The organism is Enterobacter sp. 22452 (genome assembly GCF_052045065.1).
GTDB lineage: Bacteria > Pseudomonadota > Gammaproteobacteria > Enterobacterales > Enterobacteriaceae > Enterobacter > Enterobacter mori.
Genome location: NZ_JBQEOB010000003.1, coordinates 18,490 through 42,129 on the forward strand (window position 1 = coordinate 18,490; position 23,640 = coordinate 42,129).

22 protein-coding genes are annotated in these 23,640 nt (G+C 54.8%); 10 read left to right on the plus strand and 12 right to left on the minus strand.

Annotation, left to right across the window (positions count from 1 at the left end; all coding sequences use genetic code 11):
* The first annotated feature begins 503 nt into the window (after window positions 1-503).
* From aroP to ACTJJA_RS09980, 3 genes are all read left to right on the plus strand, one after another.
* Window positions 504-1,874 carry an aromatic amino acid transporter AroP gene (gene aroP, locus ACTJJA_RS09970; RefSeq protein ID WP_421511572.1) on the plus strand — a complete coding sequence of 457 codons (1,371 nt, stop codon included), beginning with the start codon at window positions 504-506 and terminating at the stop codon, window positions 1,872-1,874.
* Between the two features lie 165 nt (window positions 1,875-2,039).
* Window positions 2,040-3,437 (plus strand): glycoside-pentoside-hexuronide (GPH):cation symporter, encoded by a 1,398-nt coding sequence (locus ACTJJA_RS09975; protein ID WP_010426938.1) that lies wholly within the window; start codon window positions 2,040-2,042, stop codon window positions 3,435-3,437.
* A 10-nt stretch (window positions 3,438-3,447) separates the two neighbouring features.
* A complete protein-coding gene (locus tag ACTJJA_RS09980) occupies window positions 3,448-4,398 on the plus strand; it encodes a glycoside hydrolase family 43 protein (RefSeq protein WP_440667759.1) in 951 nt (316 codons plus the stop codon).
* An 18-nt stretch (window positions 4,399-4,416) separates the two neighbouring features.
* Here ACTJJA_RS09980 and ampE read toward each other — a convergent pair whose 3' ends face one another.
* A complete protein-coding gene (gene ampE / locus ACTJJA_RS09985) occupies window positions 4,417-5,271 on the minus strand; it encodes a beta-lactamase regulator AmpE (RefSeq protein WP_042718216.1) in 855 nt (284 codons plus the stop codon).
* Window positions 5,272-5,280: 9 nt separating this feature from the next.
* Entirely contained in the window at window positions 5,281-5,832 is a 552-nt protein-coding gene (ampD, locus tag ACTJJA_RS09990; protein ID WP_010426943.1) for a 1,6-anhydro-N-acetylmuramyl-L-alanine amidase AmpD, read from the minus strand.
* Between the two features lie 87 nt (window positions 5,833-5,919).
* On the opposite strand from ampD, the gene nadC reads away from it, so the two are divergent.
* The 4 genes from nadC to hofC all read left to right on the plus strand — a co-directional run bounded on the left by nadC (window position 5,920) and on the right by hofC (window position 9,993).
* Window positions 5,920-6,813, plus strand: a complete 894-nt coding sequence (gene nadC / locus ACTJJA_RS09995) for a carboxylating nicotinate-nucleotide diphosphorylase (RefSeq protein WP_440667762.1) — start codon at window positions 5,920-5,922, stop codon at window positions 6,811-6,813.
* 173 nt (window positions 6,814-6,986) lie between these two features.
* A complete protein-coding gene (gene ppdD, locus ACTJJA_RS10000; protein WP_010426947.1) occupies window positions 6,987-7,424 on the plus strand; it encodes a prepilin peptidase-dependent pilin in 438 nt (145 codons plus the stop codon).
* Window positions 7,425-7,436: 12 nt separating this feature from the next.
* Window positions 7,437-8,819 (plus strand): type II secretion system protein GspE, encoded by a 1,383-nt coding sequence (gene gspE / locus ACTJJA_RS10005; protein ID WP_440667763.1) that lies wholly within the window; start codon window positions 7,437-7,439, stop codon window positions 8,817-8,819.
* Window positions 8,809-9,993 carry a protein transport protein HofC gene (hofC, locus tag ACTJJA_RS10010; protein ID WP_440667765.1) on the plus strand — a complete coding sequence of 395 codons (1,185 nt, stop codon included), beginning with the start codon at window positions 8,809-8,811 and terminating at the stop codon, window positions 9,991-9,993. Before gspE ends, hofC begins: the two co-directional genes overlap by 11 nt.
* 43 nt (window positions 9,994-10,036) lie before the next feature.
* Here hofC and ACTJJA_RS10015 read toward each other — a convergent pair whose 3' ends face one another.
* Window positions 10,037-11,080, minus strand: coding sequence for a GMP reductase (locus ACTJJA_RS10015; protein WP_089599177.1), 1,044 nt, complete (start codon window positions 11,078-11,080; stop codon window positions 10,037-10,039).
* A gap of 228 nt (window positions 11,081-11,308) precedes the next feature.
* On the opposite strand from ACTJJA_RS10015, the gene coaE reads away from it, so the two are divergent.
* The 3 genes from coaE to yacG are packed head-to-tail and all read left to right on the plus strand — an operon-like array spanning window position 11,309 to window position 12,876.
* A complete protein-coding gene (gene coaE, locus ACTJJA_RS10020) occupies window positions 11,309-11,929 on the plus strand; it encodes a dephospho-CoA kinase (protein ID WP_440667767.1) in 621 nt (206 codons plus the stop codon).
* Entirely contained in the window at window positions 11,929-12,672 is a 744-nt protein-coding gene (zapD, locus tag ACTJJA_RS10025; protein WP_010426958.1) for a cell division protein ZapD, read from the plus strand. Before coaE ends, zapD begins: the two co-directional genes overlap by 1 nt.
* A gap of 9 nt (window positions 12,673-12,681) precedes the next feature.
* Window positions 12,682-12,876 (plus strand): DNA gyrase inhibitor YacG, encoded by a 195-nt coding sequence (gene yacG / locus ACTJJA_RS10030; protein ID WP_440667769.1) that lies wholly within the window; start codon window positions 12,682-12,684, stop codon window positions 12,874-12,876.
* Window positions 12,877-12,910: 34 nt separating this feature from the next.
* Here yacG and mutT read toward each other — a convergent pair whose 3' ends face one another.
* From mutT to murC, 9 genes are all read right to left on the minus strand, one after another.
* The gene (gene mutT, locus ACTJJA_RS10035; RefSeq protein WP_010426962.1) at window positions 12,911-13,303 is read right to left on the minus strand and encodes an 8-oxo-dGTP diphosphatase MutT; all 393 of its coding nucleotides are present in this window, start codon (window positions 13,301-13,303) and stop codon (window positions 12,911-12,913) included.
* A 57-nt stretch (window positions 13,304-13,360) separates the two neighbouring features.
* Window positions 13,361-16,066, minus strand: coding sequence for a preprotein translocase subunit SecA (gene secA / locus ACTJJA_RS10040; protein WP_440667772.1), 2,706 nt, complete (start codon window positions 16,064-16,066; stop codon window positions 13,361-13,363).
* 59 nt (window positions 16,067-16,125) lie between these two features.
* Window positions 16,126-16,629, minus strand: a complete 504-nt coding sequence (gene secM, locus ACTJJA_RS10045) for a secA translation cis-regulator SecM (protein ID WP_440667773.1) — start codon at window positions 16,627-16,629, stop codon at window positions 16,126-16,128.
* Between the two features lie 277 nt (window positions 16,630-16,906).
* Complete coding sequence (lpxC, locus tag ACTJJA_RS10050; RefSeq protein WP_010426966.1) at window positions 16,907-17,824, minus strand: UDP-3-O-acyl-N-acetylglucosamine deacetylase; 918 nt, start codon at window positions 17,822-17,824, stop codon at window positions 16,907-16,909.
* Between the two features lie 101 nt (window positions 17,825-17,925).
* Window positions 17,926-19,077 carry a cell division protein FtsZ gene (ftsZ, locus tag ACTJJA_RS10055; protein WP_008501978.1) on the minus strand — a complete coding sequence of 384 codons (1,152 nt, stop codon included), beginning with the start codon at window positions 19,075-19,077 and terminating at the stop codon, window positions 17,926-17,928.
* Between the two features lie 63 nt (window positions 19,078-19,140).
* Window positions 19,141-20,397 (minus strand): cell division protein FtsA, encoded by a 1,257-nt coding sequence (ftsA, locus tag ACTJJA_RS10060; RefSeq protein WP_010426970.1) that lies wholly within the window; start codon window positions 20,395-20,397, stop codon window positions 19,141-19,143.
* Window positions 20,394-21,236, minus strand: coding sequence for a cell division protein FtsQ (ftsQ, locus tag ACTJJA_RS10065; RefSeq protein ID WP_440667776.1), 843 nt, complete (start codon window positions 21,234-21,236; stop codon window positions 20,394-20,396). Before ftsQ ends, ftsA begins: the two co-directional genes overlap by 4 nt.
* Window position 21,237: 1 nt before the next feature.
* Window positions 21,238-22,158, minus strand: a complete 921-nt coding sequence (locus ACTJJA_RS10070) for a D-alanine--D-alanine ligase (protein ID WP_440667778.1) — start codon at window positions 22,156-22,158, stop codon at window positions 21,238-21,240.
* Complete coding sequence (murC, locus tag ACTJJA_RS10075; RefSeq protein WP_089599182.1) at window positions 22,151-23,626, minus strand: UDP-N-acetylmuramate--L-alanine ligase; 1,476 nt, start codon at window positions 23,624-23,626, stop codon at window positions 22,151-22,153. The genes ACTJJA_RS10070 and murC overlap by 8 nt, the downstream gene beginning before the upstream one ends.
* Window positions 23,627-23,640: the final 14 nt, after the last annotated feature.

Sequence of the window (23,640 nt, forward strand, 5' to 3'; positions counted from 1 at the left end):
TTGGTCTTACCAATTTCAAGTTCGTATCGCTAAAGTAACAAAGTATTCACCTTCTGTCCATATTGGTTTTGATTGAAATCAGTAAACCCTGCACATTTTAACAACCTTACAGAAATAACGTTTCAGAAATGTAACTTTGCACAAATGAGTTGATTACTCCCAAAGAGGCAGTTTTAACCTTAATGAAACGAGGGTTTTTGCAATCTGAAGCGATTCAACAAGGCAAATAACGAAAATTCGCCCACTTCTGGCGCATTTCTATTCTATAGGTTGGGTTAGGAAGACTGAGCGGGCCGATTTACAAATGCTTTCTTTTTATTCAAGTCGTCATCAGCCCTTCATAAAGCAGGTGCATTCACAGGCGCTTACCACTATTCTTGCGCTTACGGAAGTCATCTCCGCTTTTTTCGGTCTCGTTAACCGTAAAGAAATAAATACAGAATATGGATTTTCATAATTACACACGCACAGCGTGAACATAACAACCACACACGAGGTTTCAAATGGAAGCTCAACAGCACGGCGATCAGCTAAAGCGCGGGCTTAAGAACCGCCACATACAGCTCATTGCACTGGGTGGTGCTATCGGTACTGGCCTGTTTCTCGGTAGCGCGTCCGTTATCCAGTCAGCCGGTCCGGGCATTATTTTGGGGTACGCAATCGCAGGCTTTATTGCCTTTCTGATTATGCGTCAGTTGGGTGAGATGGTCGTTGAAGAGCCGGTTGCAGGCTCGTTCAGCCACTTTGCCTACAAATACTGGGGCAGCTTTGCCGGTTTCGCCTCTGGCTGGAACTACTGGGTGCTGTACGTCCTGGTTGCCATGGCTGAGCTTACCGCCGTCGGGAAGTACATTCAGTTTTGGTATCCCGAGATCCCAACCTGGGCTTCCGCAGCGGCTTTCTTCGTCATTATTAACGCCATTAACCTGACCAACGTAAAAGTGTTCGGTGAAATGGAGTTTTGGTTTGCGATTATTAAGGTGATTGCCGTAGTGGCGATGATCATCTTCGGCGGCTGGCTGCTGTTCAGCGGCAATGGCGGCCCGCAGGCGACAGTGCGCAACCTCTGGGAACAGGGCGGCTTCCTGCCTCACGGCATGACCGGCCTGGTAATGATGATGGCTATCATTATGTTCTCCTTCGGCGGCCTTGAGCTGGTGGGCATCACCGCCGCGGAAGCCGACAACCCGGAGCAGAGCATTCCAAAAGCCACCAACCAGGTTATCTACCGCATCCTGATCTTCTATGTGGGCTCGCTGGCCGTGCTGCTTTCCCTGCTGCCGTGGACCCGCGTAACCGCTGACACCAGCCCGTTTGTGCTGATCTTCCACGAGCTGGGCGATACCTTTGTGGCAAACGCACTCAACGTGGTTGTTCTGACCGCGGCGCTGTCTGTTTATAACAGCTGCGTCTACTGCAACAGCCGCATGCTGTTCGGTCTGGCTCAGCAGGGCAACGCCCCGAAAGCGCTGCTCAACGTTGATAAGCGCGGCGTGCCGGTGAACACCATTATTGTGTCTGCAGTTGTCACGGCGCTGTGCGTGCTGATCAACTACCTGGCGCCGGAGTCAGCCTTCGGCCTGCTGATGGCGCTGGTGGTCTCTGCTCTTGTGATTAACTGGGCGATGATCAGCCTCGCGCACATCAAGTTCCGCCGCGCCAAGCAGCAGCAAGGCGTCACCACGCGCTTCCCTGCCCTGCTTTACCCGCTGGGTAACTGGGTGTGCCTGGTGTTTATGGCGGCCGTACTGGTGATCATGCTGATAACCCCGGGCATGGCGATTTCCGTTTACCTGATCCCGGTCTGGATTGCGATCCTCGGCGTGGGCTATATGGTGAAACAGAAGAACCAGAAAGCCGTGAAAGCACACTAAGCCTCTCTGCGCTGTACCCGTTTTTTGCGGGTACAGCGTGTTGTTACCTTCCTCACAAATTCAGGCCTTCAGCCGTTTCATCCATATCACCGCCTTTATCCTGCAACGCATATATTCATGAGCCAGCGAATAATTCTCTCCATACCGTAAACCGGAGAGCTGTCGATGGATAACAACAAACTGTCAGTAAAAGAAAAGATCGGCTATGGGATGGGCGACGCGGGATGTAACATCATCTTCGGCGCCATCATGCTGTTTGTTAACTATTTTTATACGGATATTTTTGGCCTGGCGCCTGCGCTGGTCGGCGTACTGCTGCTGTCCGTCCGCGTGATTGACGCCGTAACGGACCCAATCATGGGGGCGATTGCCGACCGTACCCGCAGTAAATATGGCCGATTTCGTCCATGGCTGCTGTGGATTGCCTTCCCCTACGCGCTGTTCAGCATCCTGATGTTCACCACGCCAGACTGGAGCTATAACAGCAAAGTTATCTATGCGTTTGTCACCTATTTCCTGCTGTCGCTGACCTACACGGCGATCAATATTCCTTACTGCTCGCTGGGTGGCGTGATCACCAACGACCCGAAAGAGCGCGTCGCCTGTCAGTCGTATCGTTTTGTGATGGTCGGTATCGCCACGCTGCTGCTCTCATTAACGCTGCTGCCGATGGCCGACTGGTTTGGCGGGGACAACAAAGCCAAAGGCTACCAGATGGCAATGACCGTCCTGGCCCTGATTGGGACCTGTATGTTCCTGTTCAGCTTCTCTACCGTGCGCGAGCGCGTGCGCCCGGCGGTGCAAACCAACGATGAGCTGAAAAACGATCTGAAAGACGTGTGGAAGAACGACCAGTGGGTACGTATTCTGCTCCTGACCCTGTGCAACGTCTGCCCGGGCTTTATCCGCATGGCGGCCACCATGTATTACGTCACCTGGGTGATGGGCCAGAGCACCCACTTCGCCACGCTGTTTATCAGCCTGGGCGTCGTGGGCATGATGCTCGGCAGCGTGCTGGCAAAAGTGCTGACCGACCGCTGGTGTAAGCTGAAGGTCTTCTTCTGGACCAACATCGTGCTGGCGATTTTCTCCTGCGCCTTCTACTTCTTCGACCCGAAAGCCACCGTCACCATCGTGGTGCTCTACTTCCTGCTGAACATCCTGCACCAGATCCCGTCACCGCTGCACTGGTCGCTTATGGCCGACGTGGACGACTACGGCGAGTGGAAGACCGGCAAACGCATTACCGGGATCAGCTTCTCCGGCAACATCTTCTTCCTGAAGCTGGGGCTGGCGATTGCCGGAGCGATGGTCGGCTTCCTGCTCTCCTGGTACGGTTATGACGCGGGCGCAAAAGCGCAGAGCGCGGACGCCATTAACGGGATCGTGCTGCTCTTTACCGTTATTCCCGGCATTGGATACTTAATTACCGCGGGCGTAGTACGCCTGCTGAAGGTAGACCGTGAAACGATGAAACGCATTCAGGAAGACCTGGAAAAACGTCGCACCAATTACCGTGAACTGAGCGACTATCAGGAACTGAAAGCCGCAGAGACAAAATAAGGAGAGCCAAATGCATCAGTGGCCAAACCCGTTTATCGAACAACGTGCCGACCCGTATATTTTACGCCATGAGGGGCAGTACTATTTTATCGCCTCCGTGCCGCAGTACGACAGGCTGGAGATCCGCCGCGCAGCGTCGCTGGAAGGCTTACGTAATGCTGAAGAAGTTGTGGTCTGGCGCAAACCCGAGACCGGCCCGATGAGCCAGCTGATCTGGGCGCCGGAACTGCACCACATTGACGGCAAGTGGTACATCTACTTTGCCGCGACGCACACCCAGGCGCTCGACGAACTTGGGATGTTCCAGCACCGCATGTTTGCGCTGGAGTGTACCGACAGCGATCCGCTCACCGGTACGTGGACGGAAAAAGGTCAGATAAAAACGCAGTTCGACACCTTCGCGCTGGATGCCACCACCTTTGTTCATCAGGGAAAACGCTGGTATCTGTGGGCGCAAAAAGCGCCGGACATCTCCGGGAACTCCAATCTTTATCTGTGTGAAATGGAAAACCCCTGGACGCTGAAAGGCGAGCCGGTGATGCTCAGCAAGCCGGAGTATGACTGGGAGTGTCGGGGGTTTTGGGTCAACGAAGGTCCGGCGGTGCTGGTTCACGACGATAAGCTGTTTATCAGCTATTCCGCCAGCGCCACCGACGAGAACTACTGCATGGGGCTACTGTGGATAGACCTGAATGCCGATCCGCAAAACCCGGCAAACTGGCAAAAATCCTCGCGCCCGGTGTTCGTCACCAGTTACGAAAACCGCCAGTACGGTCCGGGACACAACAGCTTTACGCAAACGCCGGAAGGGGAGGATGTGCTGGTGTATCACGCGCGTAATTACACCGAAATTGAGGGCGACCCGCTGTACGATCCGAACCGCCACACCCGCCTGAAGCTTGTCCGCTGGGACGAAAACGGGATGCCTGATTTCGGCATCCCGCCCGCGGATAAGCTTTAGTCTTTGCGGCGCGCTGGCTTACACCAGCGTGCCGTAGATAGTCAGCAACGCCACGACCACAACCACCACGAACGACGTTTTCTTCGCCATGGAGACAGCGGCTTTCGGCGTTTCAATCTTGTCGGTGTGCGGCTCACGCGCCAGCGAGAACTGCGCCAGACGCGTTAACACCTGGTACTGCGACGTATGGCGGTCAGCAAGCGAGGCAAACCATGCAGGCAGCGCTTTTTCACCGTGACCAATTAACGCGTACACCACGCCCACCAGACGAACCGGGAGCCAGTCGAGCACGTGCAGGATGGCATCAATACCTGACAGCAAGCGTTCATGCGGCGTCAGGTAACGGGCCAGCCAGGTCTGCCAGGCGCGCAGGAATGCATACCCCATCAGCAGTACCGGCCCCCACGGACCGCCCACCACGAACCAGAACAGCGGTGCCAGATAGTAGCGGAAGTTAATCCACAGCAGCGCATTTTGCAGCTCGCGCAGAAACTCGCGCTCGTCGCAGTCCGGCGGCACGCCGTGGATCATCGTCAGCTCGCTCGCCATGGCCCCGCGCGCATGGGCATCGTCACGGGAGGCGGCTTTAAGATAAGCGTGATAGTGCATACGCACTTTGCCCGCACCAATGCACAGTACCCCAAGCAGGATCCACACCACCAGCAGCGGCACGTTGAAAAACAGCCCGTACAGCGAGCGCAGGAGCAGGAAGGTAATAAGCATGACGCCCGCCATCATCAACAGCGTACGCAGCATGGAAAAATGCTTAATGCGGCGGAAAATCACCTCCAGCCGGTGATCCAGATGCCAGTGCTCGCCAAGTTTAAACAGGCGTTCAGCAATCATTACCAGCAGCATGGTAAATAACGTCATGGTATCTCCTTATTCTGACGACGCGGCGAGCATGGTGCGAAACCGGGACCAGTCAAAAGCCGGACCGGGATCGGTTTTTCTCACCGGGGCGATATCACTGTGTCCGGTAATATTTTCAGCGATTGCCGGATAGAGCCCGATAAGCGTTCGGGTCACGGCCGCTAACTGTTGATACTGTGAATCGGTGTAGGGCGTGGTATCCGTGCCTTCCAGTTCGATCCCAATGGAGAAATCATTGCACCGTTCGCGCCCGTGATACATCGACACTCCGGCATGCCAGGCGCGCTTATCAAAAGGAACATATTGAACCACTTCTCCGTCGCGACGGATCAGACAATGTGCCGATACGCGCAGATGAGCAATTTCAGCAAAAAAGGGATGAGCATCGGGATCAATCGTTCCCGTGAATAACGCATCGATCCACGGACCGCCAAACTCACCCGGCGGGAGACTAATATTATGAACCACCAGCAGTGTGGGCTTTTCATCCTCCGGGCGGCAATCGTGGTGCGGCGAGGGCACGTGCCTCGCATCCACCAGCCATCCGTCTTCTAACAACATGCTGGAACTCCTTCTGTATGGTGCAATGACTCGGTTCAGAGTAGCATGTTTCAATATTATGATTCGTTACCAATTTGGAGTTTTATCATGCCGCCTCGCCGCTACAACCCCGACCACCGACGTGAAGCCCTTCTGGAACGTATTAACATGGATATCCCGGCAAGCGTTGCCCATGCGTTGAAAGAAGACCTGGGCGGTGACGTCAGCGCCGACAACGATATTACCGCACAGTTGTTACCAAAAGAGACACGCTCCCACGCGGTCATCATCACGCGTGAAGACGGTGTTTTTTGCGGCAAGCGTTGGGTTGAAGAGGTCTTTACCCAGCTGGCAGGCGATGATGTGCAGGTAACCTGGCACGTGGAGGACGGCGACACCGTCACGGCGAACCAGCCGCTATTTGAGCTCGATGGCCCGTCCCGCGTGCTGCTCACCGGCGAACGCACCGCGCTGAACTTCGTCCAGACCTTGTCCGGGGTAGCAAGCGAAGTACGTCGCTACGTTGACCTGCTGGCCGGTACCCGCACGCAGCTGCTGGATACCCGCAAAACCCTGCCGGGCCTGCGTACCGCGCTGAAATACGCGGTGCTGTGCGGCGGCGGCGCAAACCATCGTCTGGGGTTGTCAGATGCCTTCCTGATTAAAGAGAACCACATTATTGCCTCTGGCTCGGTGCGCCAGGCGGTGGAGAAAGCCTTCTGGCTCCACCCGGACGTGCCGGTTGAAGTGGAAGTGGAAAATCTGGAAGAGCTTGAGCAGGCGATTAAGGCCGGGGCTGACATCATCATGCTGGATAACTTTGAAACCGAGCAGATGCGTGAGGCGGTAAAACGGACGAACGGACAGGCGCAGCTTGAGGTATCCGGCAACGTGACGTTCGATACCCTCCGTGAATTCGCGGAAACCGGCGTTGATTTTATCTCCGTAGGTGCCCTCACCAAGCATGTGCGGGCTCTCGATCTCTCCATGCGCTTTAAGTAATCCCGTTCTCCCCCTTCACGCGAAGGGGGAATTACAGACTGCATCGCAAAACTTTTGCCCTCCCCTGAAACGCTACGTTAAATTCCTGAAAGCCCCTTCACGTTTCCTTTTTTGCCCCTCGTTTCTGCTCCCTCTCCCTGCCAGAGTAGCGGCACCTAACCTAAGGAGCAGACATGAACAGACAAAAAGGATTCACGCTCATTGAGCTAATGGTGGTGATTGGCATTATTGCCATCCTGAGCGCCATCGGCATACCCGCGTACCAGAACTACCTGCGAAAAGCCGCACTCACCGATATGCTGCAAACGTTTGTCCCTTATCGCACTGCTATCGAGCTTTGCGCGCTGGACCACGGTGGCGTGGAGCGTTGTGATGCGGGGACGAACGGCATCCCCTCTCCGACGACGACACGTTATGTTTCAGCGATGAGCGTGGCTAAAGGCGTCGTATCGTTAACGGGGCAGGAGAGCCTGAACGGGCTGGAGGTTCTCATGACGCCGCTCTGGAGCGACGGCAATGGCATGACGGGCTGGACGCGTGACTGCAAGATCGACTCTGACAGCGCACTCAAGCAGGCCTGTGAAGACGTTTTCCGCTTCGACACTCACTAACGGGAGCGGATGATGAATACTGAGCAACTCGTCGCACTATGCCTGCGTCATCACGCCGTGCTACTGACCAACGATACCGACACGATCAGCATTGCCGTAGCGGGAAATCCCGGCAAGGAACTGATGGAAGCATTGCGTTTCGCGACGCAAAAACGGATTGATATCGAATGCTGGAGCGTTGAACGCATGGAAAAGCACCGGCAGATGGCATCACAATCTCATCTCCCCGTCGTATCAGCACCGCACTCTGCGGTAGATATCCTCAACCACACGCTGCAGCAGGCGATAAGCCAACGCGCATCCGACATTCATATTGAACCGATGGAGCACGCCTGCCAGATTCGTTTACGCATCGACGGCGTGCTTTGCCCGCAGCCGCCGCTTTCCGCGGCGCTGGCGACCATGCTCATCGCGCGCTTAAAGGTGTTGGGCAATCTGGATATTGCGGAGCGCCGTTTGCCTCAGGATGGTCAGTTTACGGTTGAGGTAGCCAACGAGCCGGTCTCCTTCCGTATCTCTACGCTCCCCTGTAGCGGTGGTGAGAAAATTGTGCTGCGCCTGCTGCATCAGGTTCAACAGGCGCTGGAACCCGCCAGGCTGGGAATGAATGCCGAACAGCTGGCCTGCTTTAACGAGGCCCTTCATCGCCCGCAAGGCTTGATCCTGGTGACGGGCCCCACCGGCAGCGGGAAAACCGTATCGCTTTACAGCGCGTTGCAGGCGCGTAACACTCAGGACGTCAATATCTGCAGCGTGGAAGATCCGATTGAGATACCGCTTGCCGGGTTGAACCAGACGCAGATTAATCCCCGAGCAGGATTAACCTTCCAGAGTGTGCTGCGGGCGCTGCTTCGTCAGGATCCCGACATCATCATGGTGGGTGAAATCCGTGACGGCGACACCGCAGAGATCGCCATCAAGGCCGCGCAAACCGGGCATCTGGTGCTGTCTACGCTCCATACCAATTCAACAGCAGAGACGCTTATTCGTCTTCAACAAATGGGGGTCGCCCGGTGGATGATCTCCTCAGCGCTTTCGCTGGTGATCGCCCAGCGGCTGGTTCGCCGCCTGTGTCCCCACTGTCGCCATGAAGCCAGCGGCCGTGAAAAATTACCTCGCGCCCTTTGGCCCAGGCCGCTTCCGCGCTGGCAACCTACAGGCTGCGATCGCTGTTATCACGGTTTTTATGGCCGCGTGGCGATTTTTGAAGTGCTGTCAATCGACAGCACGCTTCGGCAGGCGATTGCCAGCGGAGCAACCATAGAAGTGATAGAGGGCAGCGCCCGTCAGGCGGGAATGACATCGCTGTTTGAGCATGGCTGTATGGCTGTAGAAGAAGGGCTCACCACGATCGAAGAGGTAGTTCGCGTCATGGGAATGCCCGATGGCTGTTAATCAACTCTGGCGATGGCGGGCGCTTACTGCGGAGGGTGAAATCCGCACGGGCACGCTGTGGGCTATCAGTCGAGAAGCCGCTTGCAGCAGCTTAGAACAACGGCATCTTCATCCGCTGGCGCTCAATCGGTCATTGCAGCGTCCTCGATGGCAGCGTCATCACTGCTACGATATCTTTCGCCAGCTCGCGACGCTGCTGCAGGCTGGCCTGACGTTGTCTCACGGCCTGCAAATGCTGGCGGAACAGCATCCATTAAAGCATTGGCAGGCTCTGCTTCACAGCCTTGCTGACGATCTCAGTGGAGGCTGTTCCTTTTCTGCGTCAATGAATAAATGGCCGGAGGTGTTTAGCCCGCTTTATGTCTCCATGGTAAAGACAGGCGAGCTGACGGGGAAGCTGGAGGAGTGCTGTCGCCAGCTCGCACAGCAACAAAAAGCCCAGGAGCAGCTCGGTGCAAAAGTCAAAAAGGCGCTGCGCTATCCCACGATCATTCTGACCCTTGCAGCACTGGTAGTGCTGGCGATGGTGACGCTGGTGCTGCCCGAGTTCGCCGCGATCTATAAAACGTTTAATATTCCCCTGCCCTGGCTCACGCAGGCTGTCATGGGGCTAGCCGCCGCTATTCAGGGGCATATTGTCACGCTTTTTGCCCTGCTTCTTATTTTGGTTGTTGCCGCCTGTAAACTACGACGGCATCCGCGCTGGCAGCGCATGCTGCTGCATCTGCCCGTGATGGGCGTACTGGCGCGCGGGCAAAAATTGGGGCAGATATTTACCGTACTGTCATTAACCCAGCAAGCCGGGATCGCCTTTTTGCAGGGGCTGGAAAGTGTGGAAGAGACGGTTGAAAGCGGGTACTGGCAAACCAAAATGCGGGAGGTACGCGAACATATCGAGCAAGGAATGCCCGTGTGGTCAGCCTTTCAGCAGGCATCTGTCTTTACACCACTGTGCATACAGCTGATTCGAACCGGTGAAATCGCGGGTGCGCTTGATGTGATGCTGGCGAACCTTGCCCGCCACCATACGGAACAGACATTTCAACAAGCAGACAATCTGGCTGCGCTTCTGGAGCCACTGTTGTTGATTGTGACAGGGTTGATTATCGGCACGCTGGTGGTCGCAATGTATCTGCCGATATTCCATCTGGGGGATGCCATGAGTGCGGGATAGCACAGAATAGTGCTGGCGCACGGACATGCGCCAGCCAGCGGTATTACAGGCTATTGAAAACGCGGTTTTCCTGTTCCTGAACGCGAATAAACGTTGTGCGTTTCGTCAGCTCTTTCAGGCGGGATGCTCCCACGTAGGTACAGGCCGAGCGCAGACCGCCGAGGATATCGCGCGCGGTATATTCAACCGGGCCGCGCAATGGCAGCTTCACGGTTTTGCCTTCCGCCGCGCGGTATTTTGCCACGCCACCGACGTGACGGGTCATCGCGGATTCAGAGCTCATACCGTAGAACAGCATGAATTTCTCGCCATCTTCTTCAACGACGGTACCACCGCTCTCTTCGTGGCCTGCCAGCATACCGCCGAGCATCACGAAGTCCGCACCGCCGCCAAAGGCTTTCGCCACATCACCCGGCATGGTGCAACCACCATCGCTGATGATCTGACCGCCCAGGCCGTGCGCGGCGTCAGCGCATTCAATCACGGCAGACAGCTGCGGATAACCGACACCGGTTTTCACGCGCGTAGTACATACGGAACCCGGACCAATGCCTACTTTTACAATATCTGCACCGGAGAGGATCAGTTCTTCACACATTTCACCGGTCACCACGTTGCCCGCAATGATGGTCTTAGTCGGCCAGGCTTCACGCGCTTTGCTGACAAACTGGACGAAGTGTTCGGAATAACCATTCGCCACATCAATGCAAACAAAGTTAAGCGCCGGGTTAGCGTTCAGGATCTGTTTGGTTTTTTCGAAATCCGCGTCTGAGGTGCCGGTAGAGACCATAACATGCTTCACCACATCCGCGGATGCAGAGGCGACAAACGCATTCCACTCTTCGGTGCTGTAGTGTTTGTGAACCGCGGTAAGAATATCGAACTGTGCCAGGGCCGTTGCCATCTCAAAGGTACCGACCGTATCCATATTGGCAGCGATAATCGGCACGCCAGACCAGGTCTGACCGGAATGTTTAAAGGTGAATTGACGTTCGAGTTCAACGTCTGAGCGACTTTTCAGTGTAGAGCGTTTAGGGCGGATAAGAACGTCTTTAAAACCTAACTTCAGATCTTCTTCGATACGCATGTGCGGATTCCTGGGGTTAGAGGCAAATATGTTAAAAGCACAACTCCAGTGACGTTATCATACGCACTAATACCTGCTCCGCAAGACTGCGAAATTCTCTTTTTTTACGCTACAATCCTATAAATTTACCTGGTAAAAAGCAGGTAACGAGAGCTAAACACTCGCGGTAGAAAGTTTGAATTTCAACCAATTGATTTTAATAATGAATAATTCCCAGGATTCGATTTAATGGGGTATATCGTCGCATTAACCGGCGGCATCGGTAGTGGAAAAAGTACCGTTGCGGACGCGTTTTCTCGTCTGGGTATCACGATTATTGATGCCGATATCATTGCCCGTCAGGTGGTAGAGCCAAATACACCCGCACTCAAGGCCATCGAGGCACACTTTGGTCCCGTCATCCTTAATGCGGATGGCACGCTCAATCGCCGCCAGCTTCGTGAATGCATTTTTTCTGATTCTGCAGAAAAAGCCTGGCTTAATGCCCTGCTGCATCCCATTATCCACCAGGAAACCCAGCGTCAGATTGCCGCAGCACGTTCGCCTTATGTGCTCTGGGTCGTTCCACTGTTGGTAGAAAATCAGCTGCAACATAAAGCCGATCGGGTATTGGTGATAGATGTCTCCCCCGAAACGCAAATCCAACGAACCGTGGCGCGGGATCGGGTCTCACGTGAACATGCTGAACACATTCTTGCCGCACAGGCCACGCGCGCTCAGCGCCTTGCCGTTGCGGATGATGTTATTGATAATAACGGCGCACCAGATGCCATTGCATCGGATGTTGCCCGTCTGCACGCGCAGTATCTGACGTTCGCCGCGCAGGCCGTTGCACAGGAAAAACCATAATGTCGACCCACATCCTTTTTGAGCATCCGCTTAACGAAAAAATGCGTACCTGGCTGCGCATCGAATTTCTCATTCAACAGCTTTCGCATCATCTGCCTGTTAACGATCATGCCACCGCCCTGCATTTCTTCCGCAACGTTGGCGATCTGCTGGATGTGATTGAACGCGGCGATGTCCGCACAGAATTGCTCAAAGAGCTGGAGCGCCAGCAGCGTAAATTACAGGCATGGACAGAAGTGCCAGGCGTAGACCAGAGCCGTATCGACGCGCTCCGCCAGCAGTTGAAAAGCAGCAGTGCCATTTTGATGGCCGCGCCGCGCGTCGGACAGTTTTTGCGTGAAGATCGCCTGATCGCTCTGGTGCGCCAGCGTCTCAGCATCCCTGGCGGTTGCTGCAGCTTCGACCTGCCGACCCTGCACATGTGGCTACATATGCCGCAGGCACAGCGTGACGCGCAGGTGAATAGCTGGCTGGCAAGCCTGGAGCCAATGAATCAAACGCTCTCGCTGATCCTCGATCTTATCCGTAACTCAGCCCCGTTCCGCAAGCAAACCAGCCTGAACGGTTTCTACCAGGATAACGGGGATGATGCCGATCTGTTACGCCTGAATTTATCGCTGGGTGAGCAGCTTTACCCGCAAATTTCGGGGCATAAGAGTCGTTTTGCGATTCGCTTTATGCCGCTGGACAGTGAAAATGGCACCGTGCCGGAACGCCTCGATTTTGAACTGGCCTGTTGTTAAGGAGTGCCGATGTCTGACGTAACCACCGTAAACTGCCCGACCTGTGGCAAAACCGTTGTCTGGGGCGAAGTGAGCCCATTTCGCCCATTCTGCTGCAAGCGCTGCCAGCTCATTGACCTGGGCGAATGGGCCGCGGAAGAGAAACGCATTCCAAGCGAAGGCGATTTCTCTGACAGTGATGACTGGAGCGAAGAGCAGCGATAGCCTTTAATGTCTGCTGGCGCTTCGCTTAGCAGGCCTACAGGTTGCCCGTCAGGCGGGATATGACGGGCGCATTTGCCGGAGGAAATTTGTCGGCATCACTTGCCTTTAGCTCAACCCAGTTACCCGGCTGTCCCTCTTTCCCCCATGGCTCACCTTCCCAGCTTTCCACCAGCCAGAACCACAGCGTGATGTGCCTGTCCGGGAACTGGTATTCGAGCTTATCAAACAGCGTTGCGCCAAACGGGGTGATCCCCACCTCTTCCTGAAGCTCCCGAACCAGCGCCTGTTCCGGCGTTTCACCCGACTCGATTTTTCCGCCAGGAAACTCCCACTTGTTCGCCATATGGGCGTCGGCAGCGCGCTGGGTGATGAAAATTTGGTTTTGCGGGTTGCGAATAATCCCGACGGCAATTTGCAGTGTTTTCATATTGTGACTTCCATAAAAAAGGCGCAGTAATCTGCGCCTTTTCGAGTTGTTAACGTCTTAGCTCAGACGGCCGTGGCACGCCTTGTACTTTTTACCGGAACCACATGGGCACGGATCGTTACGGCCCACTTTACGATCGCCAGTCTGCGCTGCGATCGCCGCTGCGGCTTCGCTTTCGTCAGTCTGGTGACTCAGCTGCTGCATCTGTGCCAGACGCTCAGCTTCTTCACGACGCTGCTGCTCCATCGCTTCTACTTCTTCCGGCATACGCACCTGAACTTTGCTCAGGGTGCTGATGACTTCATACTTCAGCGATTCCAGCATAGCGGCAAACATGGAGAAGGATTCACGCTTGTACTCCTGCTTCGGATCTTTCTGCGCATAGCCGCGCAGGTGGATACCCTGGCGCAGGTAGTCCATCGCCGCCAGGTGCTCTTTCCACAGGGAGTCGAGCGTCTGCAGCATCACGCCTTTTTCGAAGTGACGCATCATCTCTGCGCCAACGACTTCTTCCTTACGCTTGTAGACGTCCAGCGCAGTTTCGAAGATACGTTCACGCAGCGTCTCTTCATGCAGCTCAGGCTCTTTGTCCAGCCACTCTTTGATTGGCAGTTCAAGGTCGAAATCATTTTTCAGACGTTCCTGCAGACCTTCGATATCCCACATTTCCTCCAGAGACTGCGGAGGAATATGCGCATCGATCGTCGCTTTGAACACGTCTTCACGGATACTGTTGATGGTTTCGCTCACGTCGGACACGTCCAGCAGTTCGTTACGCTGGGTATAGATCGCACGACGCTGATCGTTGGCAACATCATCATATTCCAGCAGCTGCTTACGAATATCGAAGTTACGGCTTTCCACTTTACGCTGCGCGTTAGCAATCGCTTTGGTGACCCATGGGTGCTCAATCGCTTCGCCAGGCTTCATACCCAGTTTACGCATCATGCCGGACACGCGGTCGGAGGCAAAAATACGCATCAGCGCATCTTCCATAGACAGGTAGAAGCGAGAAGAACCGGCATCACCCTGTCGGCCCGCACGGCCACGCAGCTGGTTATCGATACGACGAGATTCGTGACGCTCGGTACCAATGATGTGCAGACCACCCGATGCCAGCACGGCATCGTGACGCACCTGCCAGTCGGCTTTGATCTGCGCAATTTGTTCTGGTGTTGGGTTTTCCAGCTCCGCCACTTCGGCCTGCCAGCTACCGCCCAGCATAATATCGGTACCACGACCCGCCATGTTGGTGGCGATGGTCACGGCACCCGGATAACCCGCCTGCGCAACAATGTCCGCCTCTTTGGCATGGAATTTGGCGTTCAGCACGTTGTGCTTGATGCCCGCTTTAGTCAGCTCGTTAGAAACCACTTCAGATTTCTCAATCGAGATGGTCCCCACCAGCACCGGCTGGCCGTTCGCGGTACGCTCGCGGATATCTTCGATGATCGCCTGAATTTTTTCCGCTTCGGTCATGTACACCAGGTCCGGCATATCCTTACGGATCATCGGACGGTTGGTTGGAACGACCACGGTATCCAGCTTGTAGATGGAGCTGAATTCAAACGCTTCGGTATCTGCAGTACCGGTCATCCCTGCCAGCTTCTCGTACAGACGGAAGTAGTTCTGGAAGGTAATAGACGCCAGCGTCTGGTTTTCGTTTTGAATATCAACGCCTTCTTTCGCTTCAACCGCCTGGTGCAGACCGTCAGACCAGCGACGCCCTTGCATAGTACGGCCGGTATGTTCATCAACGATGATCACTTCACCGTCTTTAACGATGTAATCAACATCGCGAGTGAACAGCGCGTGCGCGCGCAGTGCGGCCGTCACGTGGTGCATCAACATGATGTTAGTTGGAGAGTAAAGAGACTCACCCTCTTCCATAATGCCCTGAGCCACCAGCAGTTCTTCAATCTGAACCAGACCACGTTCGGTCAGGTTAACCTGGCGCGCTTTTTCATCAACAGAGAAGTGACCTTCCCCCTGGAAGGTATCGGAGTCTTCTTTCTCCTGACGCAGCAGGTGCGGAATGATTTTGTCGACTTTACGGTACATTTCAGAGCTGTCTTCGGCCGGGCCGGAGATGATCAGCGGGGTACGCGCTTCATCGATCAGGATGGAATCCACCTCATCCACCAGCGCATAGTGCAGCTTGCGCTGTACGCGCTCTTCAGGGCTGAACGCCATGTTGTCGCGCAGGTAGTCGAAGCCGTATTCGTTGTTGGTGCCGTAGGTGATGTCTGCGTTATACGCTTCACGCTTGGCTGGTGCAGGCAGACCGGACATGTTGATGCCCACGGTCAAGCCTAAGAATTCAAACAGCGGACGGTTGTTTTCGGCGTCACGCTGTGCCAGATAATCGTTGACGGTAACGACGTGAACGCCTTTGCCGGTCAGTGCGTTCAGGTAAGCGGGCAGCGTCGCGGTCAGGGTTTTACCTTCACCGGTACGCATTTCCGCGATGCAGCGCTCGTTGAGCACCATACCACCCAGCAGCTGCACGTCGAAGTGACGCATACCGAAAACACGTTTACTCGCTTCACGCACGACAGCGAACGCTTCCGGGATCAGGCTTTCCAGGGTTTCGCCTTTTTCCAGACGCGCGCGGAATTCCGCCGTTTTCGCCTTCAGCTCGTCATCTGACAGCTTTTCCATCGCCGGTTCCATACCGTTGATGACGGCAACAGCTTTACGCATACGGCGCAGGGTACGATCGTTACGACTACCAAAAACTTTGGTTAATAATTTGATTAACATAATAAATTCTCAAACGCCCCAGATGGGCAGATAAATTAAGGTATTGAAATAAGGTTAATTTAGCTGAGGCGTTGCGGTCCGGCACGGATGCCGTGAACCTGGCTTATCCATGTCGAGACAGAAAATGTGGCAGGCGGAATGAATGCAAATTGCGCCGTCTGACGAACCATGACCGGCGGCTGGCTGTCCTGCGTGAGCAGCGCATTGAGCGTGTCCAGCAGAGCAAGATGCTGAGCCTGAACCGGCAGCGTCTCTTCAGCAATTGGCATGGTCTGCGGTGCCATCGCGAAGGACAGATGGCGGATAACCGTGCGGATGGCGTGTTGATGCCAGTAATCAACCGAGAAGTTTGGGCGGCGATTCGCTTCAAGCAGTGCGAGGTTGGTAAAATTAACCCGCGTGGTGAGATCGTGCTTGGTGGTAGAGGTTTTTGTCGGTGTTGCCGCTTCAGCACTGTTGCTGAGCGCAGGCAAGCCGAGGCTCGCCGCGACCATCCCCAATAAGAGATGCGGCCAGAAGTAACGTCTGCCAAATTGTCGCCAGCGCGTCAGTATTCCGCTCACCTGCTCCACCCAATAAGCCAGCCTTGCAGAGGCTGAGTTCAGTTATTCTTTTTAGCGCCCAGATATTACCACTAAAGCCAATGCGCAGCAGCAGGAATGACGTAATGCAGCAGGGAAAAACGGTCAAGAATGCAGCTAACGCACAGATTTTCTACGCCAGACGGGCGTGAGGATAAACCGGGGAAAACAAAGAAGAGTAAAAATAAAAACGACTGGCCTTCCTGGTCGGAGAGAGTACCAGGTTAACCAGTCGATTTTTTACGAACGGTATAGACCGTTACGCCAGAACCATGTTTGGTGCTTTGAAGGCCAGCGGCAGTTCAGCTTCGTCTTCAAAGGTCACATATTCCCAGGCTTCCTGTTTTGCCAGGACAGCCTGCAACAATTTGTTGTTCAGCGCATGACCGGATTTAAACGCGGTAAATGCACCAATGATGTTGTGACCACACATAAACAGGTCGCCGATCGCATCCAGCATTTTGTGACGAACGAATTCATCTTCAAAACGCAGGCCGTCTTCGTTCAGTACGCGATAATCGTCAACAACGATGGCACAATCGAAGCTACCGCCCAGGCACAGGCCGCGGGACTGCAGATATTCGATATCACGCATAAAGCCGAACGTACGAGCACGGCTGATCTGACGCATAAACGCATCAGCAGAAAAGTTCATCGCATAGCGCTGGGTGCTGGAGTCAATCGCCGGGTGGTTAAAGTCGATGGTAAAGTCCAACGAGAAACCATTGTACGGTTTGAATTCAGCCCACTTGTCGCCATCTTCGACACGAACGGTCTCTTTGATGCGAACAAATTTCTTCGCGCAGTTCAGTTCTTCGATGCCGGCATCCAGCAACAGATAGACGAACGGTGCAGCACTACCATCCATGATCGGGATTTCTGGTGCATCGACTTCAACAATAATGTTGTCGATACCCAGACCCGCCAGGGCGGCGTTCAGGTGCTCTACGGTAGAAATCCGCACGTCATGCTCGTTCACCAGGCAAGTACAGAGCATTGTATCACGCACAGATTTGGCATCGGCCGGAAAATCTACCGGTGGATTCAAGTCGGTGCGACGATAGATGACCCCGGTATTGGCCGGCGCAGGGCGCAGCGTCAGGGTGACTTTCTTGCCGGTATGTAAACCGACACCAGTCGCCTGAACGATACGTTTAAGTGTCCTTTGTTTGATCATCGTATAATCTCGCCAAATTAACTATCCAACCGAGAGTGTATATCACTAACGGTGGGCCAGTTTAGCACAAAGAGCGAAAATCCCCAAATTCCAGCCAATTCCTAGTCAGCTTGCTTACGCAGGAACGCCGGGATATCCAGATAATCTGGCTCTTTTGCCGTTTGTGGAGTCGGGTCGTTTACCACTTTCGCGGCCGGTTTCTGCTCCTGAGTCAGTGGAGACATACCGTGCTGCTGGTAACGATCCATCACCGGCTGCTGAGTCTGTTTGTTGGTGACCAGCGTGATCTCAGGACGCTTGTCCATACCGATACCGGTGGCAACAACAGTGACGCGCAGTTCGTCGTTCATTTCCGGGTCAAGGGAGGTACCGATTACCACGGTAGCGTTGTCAGAGGCGAACGCACGGATGGTGTTACCCACGGTTTCGAACTCATCCAGACGCAGGTCAAAGCCAGCGGTAATGTTGACCAGCACGCCGCGCGCACCAGACAGATCGATATCTTCCAGCAGTGGAGAAGAGATCGCCATTTCAGCCGCTTCTTCTGCACGGTCTTCACCGCTCGCCACGCCAGAGCCCATCATCGCGTAGCCCATTTCGGACATCACGGTACGAACGTCTGCAAAGTCAACGTTCATCAGACCAGGGCGGGTAATCAGTTCAGCGATACCCTGAACCGCACCTTTCAGCACGTCGTTTGCTGCGCCAAAGGCGTCCAGCAGGGAAATACCGCGCCCCAGAACTTTCAGCAGTTTGTCGTTCGGGATGGTAATCAGAGAGTCCACATGTTTGGACAGCTCGGTGATACCCTGCTCCGCGAAGGCCATACGCTTCTTGCCTTCGAAGTTGAAAGGCTTGGTCACGACAGCAACGGTCAGGATACCTAAATCTTTTGCCACTTCAGCCACTACAGGTGCTGCACCGGTACCGGTACCGCCGCCCATGCCCGCTGCGATGAAGACCATATCCGCACCTTCCAGTGCAGCACGCAGGGCTTCACGATCTTCTTCAGCCGCGTTGCGACCGACTTCCGGGTTAGCCCCAGCGCCCAGCCCTTTGGTGATACCACCGCCGATCTGGATAGTTTGGCCAACTGCCGTCTTACGCAGTGCCTGCGCATCGGTGTTAACTGCAAAGAATTCAACACCTTCAATGCGTTCACGCACCATATGCTCTACGGCGTTACCGCCGCCGCCACCGACGCCGATGACTTTAATCACCGCGTCGTTGGTCAGTTCCATAGGTTCAAACATAATTTCTCTCTCCGTTGTGCCTGTCGCCCGAGACCGCTAATTCTCTCCGGTCTCTTAAAAAAATTAAAACTCTTTTCGCAACCAGGTGTTAAGTCGTTTGACCCACGACCCCACCGAGACGCGTTTTTCCACTTCTGCTTCACCACTCAAATGGGATTCTTTCCCGTAGTGCAGCAGGCCCACGGCCGTTGAATAATACGGCTCCTGAGCGTAATCCGTTAAACCGGTGATATTCAGCGGCGCACCAATACGCACCTGCGTATGGAACACGCGCTGAGCGCAGGCCGCAAGACCTTCAATTTGCGCTGCCCCGCCGGTTAATACAATCCCCGCCGCAAGATGATGCTTAACCCCCTGCTGACGAAGCTGTTCCTGTAACTGCAAAATCTCTTCGTTGACCAGGTTGAGCAGCTCGGTATAGCGCGGCTCAATCACCTCTGCCAGCGTCTGGCGCTGCAGGCTGCGCGGTGGACGACCACCTACGCTCGGCACTTCAACGCTCTCATCTTTGCCCACGATAGAACCCAGTGCGCAACCGTGGCGGACTTTAATTGCCTCTGCATCGCTCGGTGGCGTACCAAAGGCGTAGGCTATATCGCTGGTCACAACGTTCCCTGCGTAAGGGATCACTTTGGTGTGGCGCAACGCGCCGCCGGTATAGACAGCCATGTCCATTGTACCACCACCAATATCGACCACACAGACGCCCAGTTCACGTTCATCTTCGGTCAGCACGGAATAACTTGCGGCCAGACCGGCGAAAATAAGTTGGTCAACTTTCAGTCCACAACGTTCAACGGCTTTAACGATGTTCTTCGCCATATCGTTGTGACATGTGATCAGGTGCACTTTTGCCTGCATACGTACGCCGGAAAGACCCACCGGGTTCTTAATCCCTTCCTGGTAGTCGATCGCATATTCCTGCGGGATCACATGCAGTACGCGATGCTCATCGCGGACGCGCACGGACTTCGCCGTATGCACAACATTCTCTACATCTTCCTGCGTCACTTCTTCTTCTGAAATCGGCACCATACCGATTTCGTTCTGGCAGCTGATGTGCTTGCCAGAAAGGGCCAGATAGACAGAAGAAATCTGGCAATCTGCCATTAATTCAGCCTGATCGATGGCGCGCTGAACGCATTTCACCACCGACTCAAGGTCGTTTACCCCACCTTTATCCATACCACGGGATGGGCAACTCCCCACGCCAATGATATTGACCATACCGTCGGGCAGAACTTCCCCTACTAAAGCGGCAACCTTCGCGGTGCCAATCTCCAGTCCAACTACCAGTTTTCTGTCCGTCGCCTTGATCATTGTTGTTCTGCCTGTACCTGTGCCTGATTCTGTTGCTGATTAGGTTCCTCGACCGGAGCCGGCACCCAACCGACTGCTGCGCCTGAGTCATAGCGCAAATCAACGTAGCTTATCCGTTTGCCGTCCGTCTGCGCCTGCTGCTGTAAAACCGGGTAAAGTTCTACAAATCGCGCCAGACGTTTCATTGTGTCGCCGCGGCCAAGGTTGAGCTTGATCCCGTTCGTTAACGTCAGTTGCCAGGAGCGGCGCGCCGTCATTGCGGCATCTTTTAACGTAAAGCGATCCTTAGCCAGCACCTGCCCCATCTCGCGGAAACCTTGTAACACTTCGTTTTCGCTGCCTTCAGGGCCATACAACATCGGTAAATTTTGCTTGTTGACGCGATCGCCTGGGACGCTGAAGGAATTTCCGTCTACGTCTACCATGTGCTGATCATTCCAACGCGCAATGGGCACATATTCAACCAGATGAATCTTCAATTCATCAGGCCATTGCTTTCTTACACTCGCCTGTTTTATCCACGGCAGACGTTCAATCTGGCTCTGGATAATATTGACGTCCTGGGTCATAAAGGTGCCAGGTGAGCCCAGGGCCAGAATAGACTGGCGAATATCATCGTTACGCGTGTAGTGACGCTCGCCGGTCACCACCAGCTTAGAGAGCGGTAAACGCTGCACATCTTCCATCCAGCCCAGCACCATCCAGCCGCTGATAAACACGGTGCACAGCACCCCGAGCAGGAAGATAATCCCTGCAAGACGCGTTCCATTACTCCGGCGTGAAGACGTATATTCTTCCTCTTCATCGCGGTTGCGCGTGTTCAATGCAGCCTGAGACATATCAGCCCGCCTGGTCCAGAATACGTACGACTAACTGCGAGAAGCTCATCCCCGCCTGACGCGCTGCCATCGGCACAAGGCTATGGCTCGTCATACCTGGTGAGGTGTTGGCTTCCAGCAGATAAAATTGCCCGTCACCGTCGAGCATGACATCAATGCGTCCCCAGCCGCGGCAGCCTAAAACATTCCAGGCTTTGAGCACCAGAGACTGTAAATCGGCTTCACGTTCTGCTTCAAGACCACTTGGACAGAAATATTGCGTCTCATCAGAGAGATACTTCGCCTCATAATCATAGAAGACTCCGGCGGGTTGGATGCGAATTGACGGTAAAATTTCTTCGCCAAGCATCGCAACAGTAAATTCCGGCCCGCTGAGCCATTTTTCAATCAGAACTTCTTCATCATGTTGAAATGCCAATGTTAACGCGGCAGATAAATCCTCAGTTTTATCCACCTTAGACATCCCGACGCTCGACCCTTCACGGCTCGGCTTCACAATAACCGGTAAGCCCAGCGCGGCAATGCGTGTATTAACGCTGTCCGACAGGCCCAATTCAAATTCAGTACGCGTCAGAGCAACCCATGGCGCAACGGGGAGACCCGCGCCCTGCCAGAGCAATTTGCTGCGCAGTTTATCCATGGAGATGGCAGACGCCATCACGCCGCTGCCGGTGTACGGCAGGCCGATTAACTCCAGCAGCCCTTGCAATGTACCGTCTTCACCGCCACGGCCGTGCAGCGCAATGAAAACTTTATCGAAGCCCATCGCTTTCAGCTGGGTCACATCAATCTCTTTCGGATCGACCGGATGCGCATCAACGCCACCTTCACGCAGGCCCGCCAGAACGGCAGCGCCTGAATTCAGGGACACTTCGCGCTCGGCGGAGGTGCCGCCAAACAGGACAGCAATCTTATCAGCCATGATGCTCGTCCTCCGGAGTTTGCGGCTTCAGTTTGATTTCGGCTAAGGTACGGGCGATTTTGCCGATATTTCCCGCACCCTGAATCAGAATCAAATCGTTACCCGTCAGCACCGGCGCGAGAATTTCTGCTGCCTGCGCCGGGTCCGAAACCAGAATAGGGTCCACTTTACCGCGTGCGCGAATGGTTCGACATAACGAACGGCTGTCCGCGCCCGGAATCGCTGTTTCACCCGCAGAATAAACATCCAGCATCAGCAGCGTATCGACCTGCGACAGCACGTTGGCGAAATCGTCGTACAGATCGCGGGTACGGGTGTAGCGGTGGGGCTGGAAAATCATCACCAGATTTTTGTCCGGCCAACCCGCACGAGCCGCTTTGATCGTGGCGTCCACTTCCGTTGGGTGGTGACCGTAATCGTCTACCAGCATCGCGGTACCCGATTTACCGTTCACTGCGTCCAGCGGGAATTCACCAAGGAAGTCGAAGCGACGGCCTGTCCCCTGGAAGCTTTCCAGCGCGCGCAGGATCGCATCATCATCAATGCCTTCTTCCGTCGCTACCGCAACCGCCGCCGCCGCATTCAGGGCATTATGGCGACCTGGCGCATTCAACGTCACGTGCAGCAATTCTTTGTCCTGACGTGCAAGGGTGAAATGCCCCTGCGCACCAATCTGTTTGTACTCTTCAACACGAACATCAGCATCTTCGCTGAAGCCATAAGTGGTGATTTGACGCCCGACGCGCGGGAGCAGCTCGCGGATCACCGGGTCGTCAACGCACATTACCGCACGGCCATAGAACGGCAGGTTGTGCAGGAAGTTAATAAACGTCTGCTTTAAGTTTTCGAAGTCGCCCTGGTAAGTATCCATATGGTCAGCTTCGATATTGGTGACAATCGCCACCATCGGCTGCAGGTGCAGGAACGACGCATCGCTCTCATCCGCTTCCGCAATCAGGTAACGGCTGTGGCCCAGACGCGCATGAACGCCTGCCGCTTTCACCAGACCACCGTTAACGAACGTCGGGTCCAGACCCGCTTCCGCATAAATGCTGGATACCATCGCCGTGGTTGTGGTTTTACCGTGCGTGCCCGCAACGGCGATACCGTGACGAAAACGCATCAGTTCCGCCAGCATCTCAGCGCGGCGGATCACCGGAATGCGCGCTTCATGTGCGGCAACGATTTCCGGGTTGTCTGAGGAGATGGCGCTCGACACCACCACCACGCTCGCATCGCGCACGTTTTCCGGGCGATGGTTGAAATAGATAGTCGCCCCAAGCGACGCCAGCTGCTGCGTTACAGGGTTTGGCGCCAGGTCAGACCCGCTGATCTGATAACCTTCGTTAGCTAACACTTCGGCAATACCGCCCATGCCAGCACCACCGATGCCAACAAAGTGAATGTGCCGGACGCGACGCATCTCGGGCACGATAGAACGCAGTTTTGCCAGTTGTTGTGTATTCATTCTCTAAACGCCAT

Excerpts from the sequence above, each read along its gene's own strand:
- aroP (WP_421511572.1), top strand. The coding sequence starts at position 504 with ATGGAAGCTCAACAGCACGGCGATCAGCTAAAGCGCGGGCTTAAGAAC.
- ACTJJA_RS09975 (WP_010426938.1), top strand. The coding sequence starts at position 2,040 with ATGGATAACAACAAACTGTCAGTAAAAGAAAAGATCGGCTATGGGATG.
- ACTJJA_RS09980 (WP_440667759.1), top strand. The coding sequence starts at position 3,448 with ATGCATCAGTGGCCAAACCCGTTTATCGAACAACGTGCCGACCCGTAT.
- ampE (WP_042718216.1), bottom strand. The coding sequence starts at position 5,271 with ATGACGTTATTTACCATGCTGCTGGTAATGATTGCTGAACGCCTGTTT.
- ampD (WP_010426943.1), bottom strand. The coding sequence starts at position 5,832 with ATGTTGTTAGAAGACGGATGGCTGGTGGATGCGAGGCACGTGCCCTCG.
- nadC (WP_440667762.1), top strand. The coding sequence starts at position 5,920 with ATGCCGCCTCGCCGCTACAACCCCGACCACCGACGTGAAGCCCTTCTG.
- ppdD (WP_010426947.1), top strand. The coding sequence starts at position 6,987 with ATGAACAGACAAAAAGGATTCACGCTCATTGAGCTAATGGTGGTGATT.
- gspE (WP_440667763.1), top strand. The coding sequence starts at position 7,437 with ATGAATACTGAGCAACTCGTCGCACTATGCCTGCGTCATCACGCCGTG.
- hofC (WP_440667765.1), top strand. The coding sequence starts at position 8,809 with ATGGCTGTTAATCAACTCTGGCGATGGCGGGCGCTTACTGCGGAGGGT.
- ACTJJA_RS10015 (WP_089599177.1), bottom strand. The coding sequence starts at position 11,080 with ATGCGTATCGAAGAAGATCTGAAGTTAGGTTTTAAAGACGTTCTTATC.
- coaE (WP_440667767.1), top strand. The coding sequence starts at position 11,309 with ATGGGGTATATCGTCGCATTAACCGGCGGCATCGGTAGTGGAAAAAGT.
- zapD (WP_010426958.1), top strand. The coding sequence starts at position 11,929 with ATGTCGACCCACATCCTTTTTGAGCATCCGCTTAACGAAAAAATGCGT.
- yacG (WP_440667769.1), top strand. The coding sequence starts at position 12,682 with ATGTCTGACGTAACCACCGTAAACTGCCCGACCTGTGGCAAAACCGTT.
- mutT (WP_010426962.1), bottom strand. The coding sequence starts at position 13,303 with ATGAAAACACTGCAAATTGCCGTCGGGATTATTCGCAACCCGCAAAAC.
- secA (WP_440667772.1), bottom strand. The coding sequence starts at position 16,066 with ATGTTAATCAAATTATTAACCAAAGTTTTTGGTAGTCGTAACGATCGT.
- lpxC (WP_010426966.1), bottom strand. The coding sequence starts at position 17,824 with ATGATCAAACAAAGGACACTTAAACGTATCGTTCAGGCGACTGGTGTC.
- ftsZ (WP_008501978.1), bottom strand. The coding sequence starts at position 19,077 with ATGTTTGAACCTATGGAACTGACCAACGACGCGGTGATTAAAGTCATC.
- ftsA (WP_010426970.1), bottom strand. The coding sequence starts at position 20,397 with ATGATCAAGGCGACGGACAGAAAACTGGTAGTTGGACTGGAGATTGGC.
- ftsQ (WP_440667776.1), bottom strand. The coding sequence starts at position 21,236 with ATGTCTCAGGCTGCATTGAACACGCGCAACCGCGATGAAGAGGAAGAA.
- ACTJJA_RS10070 (WP_440667778.1), bottom strand. The coding sequence starts at position 22,158 with ATGGCTGATAAGATTGCTGTCCTGTTTGGCGGCACCTCCGCCGAGCGC.
- murC (WP_089599182.1), bottom strand. The coding sequence starts at position 23,626 with ATGAATACACAACAACTGGCAAAACTGCGTTCTATCGTGCCCGAGATG.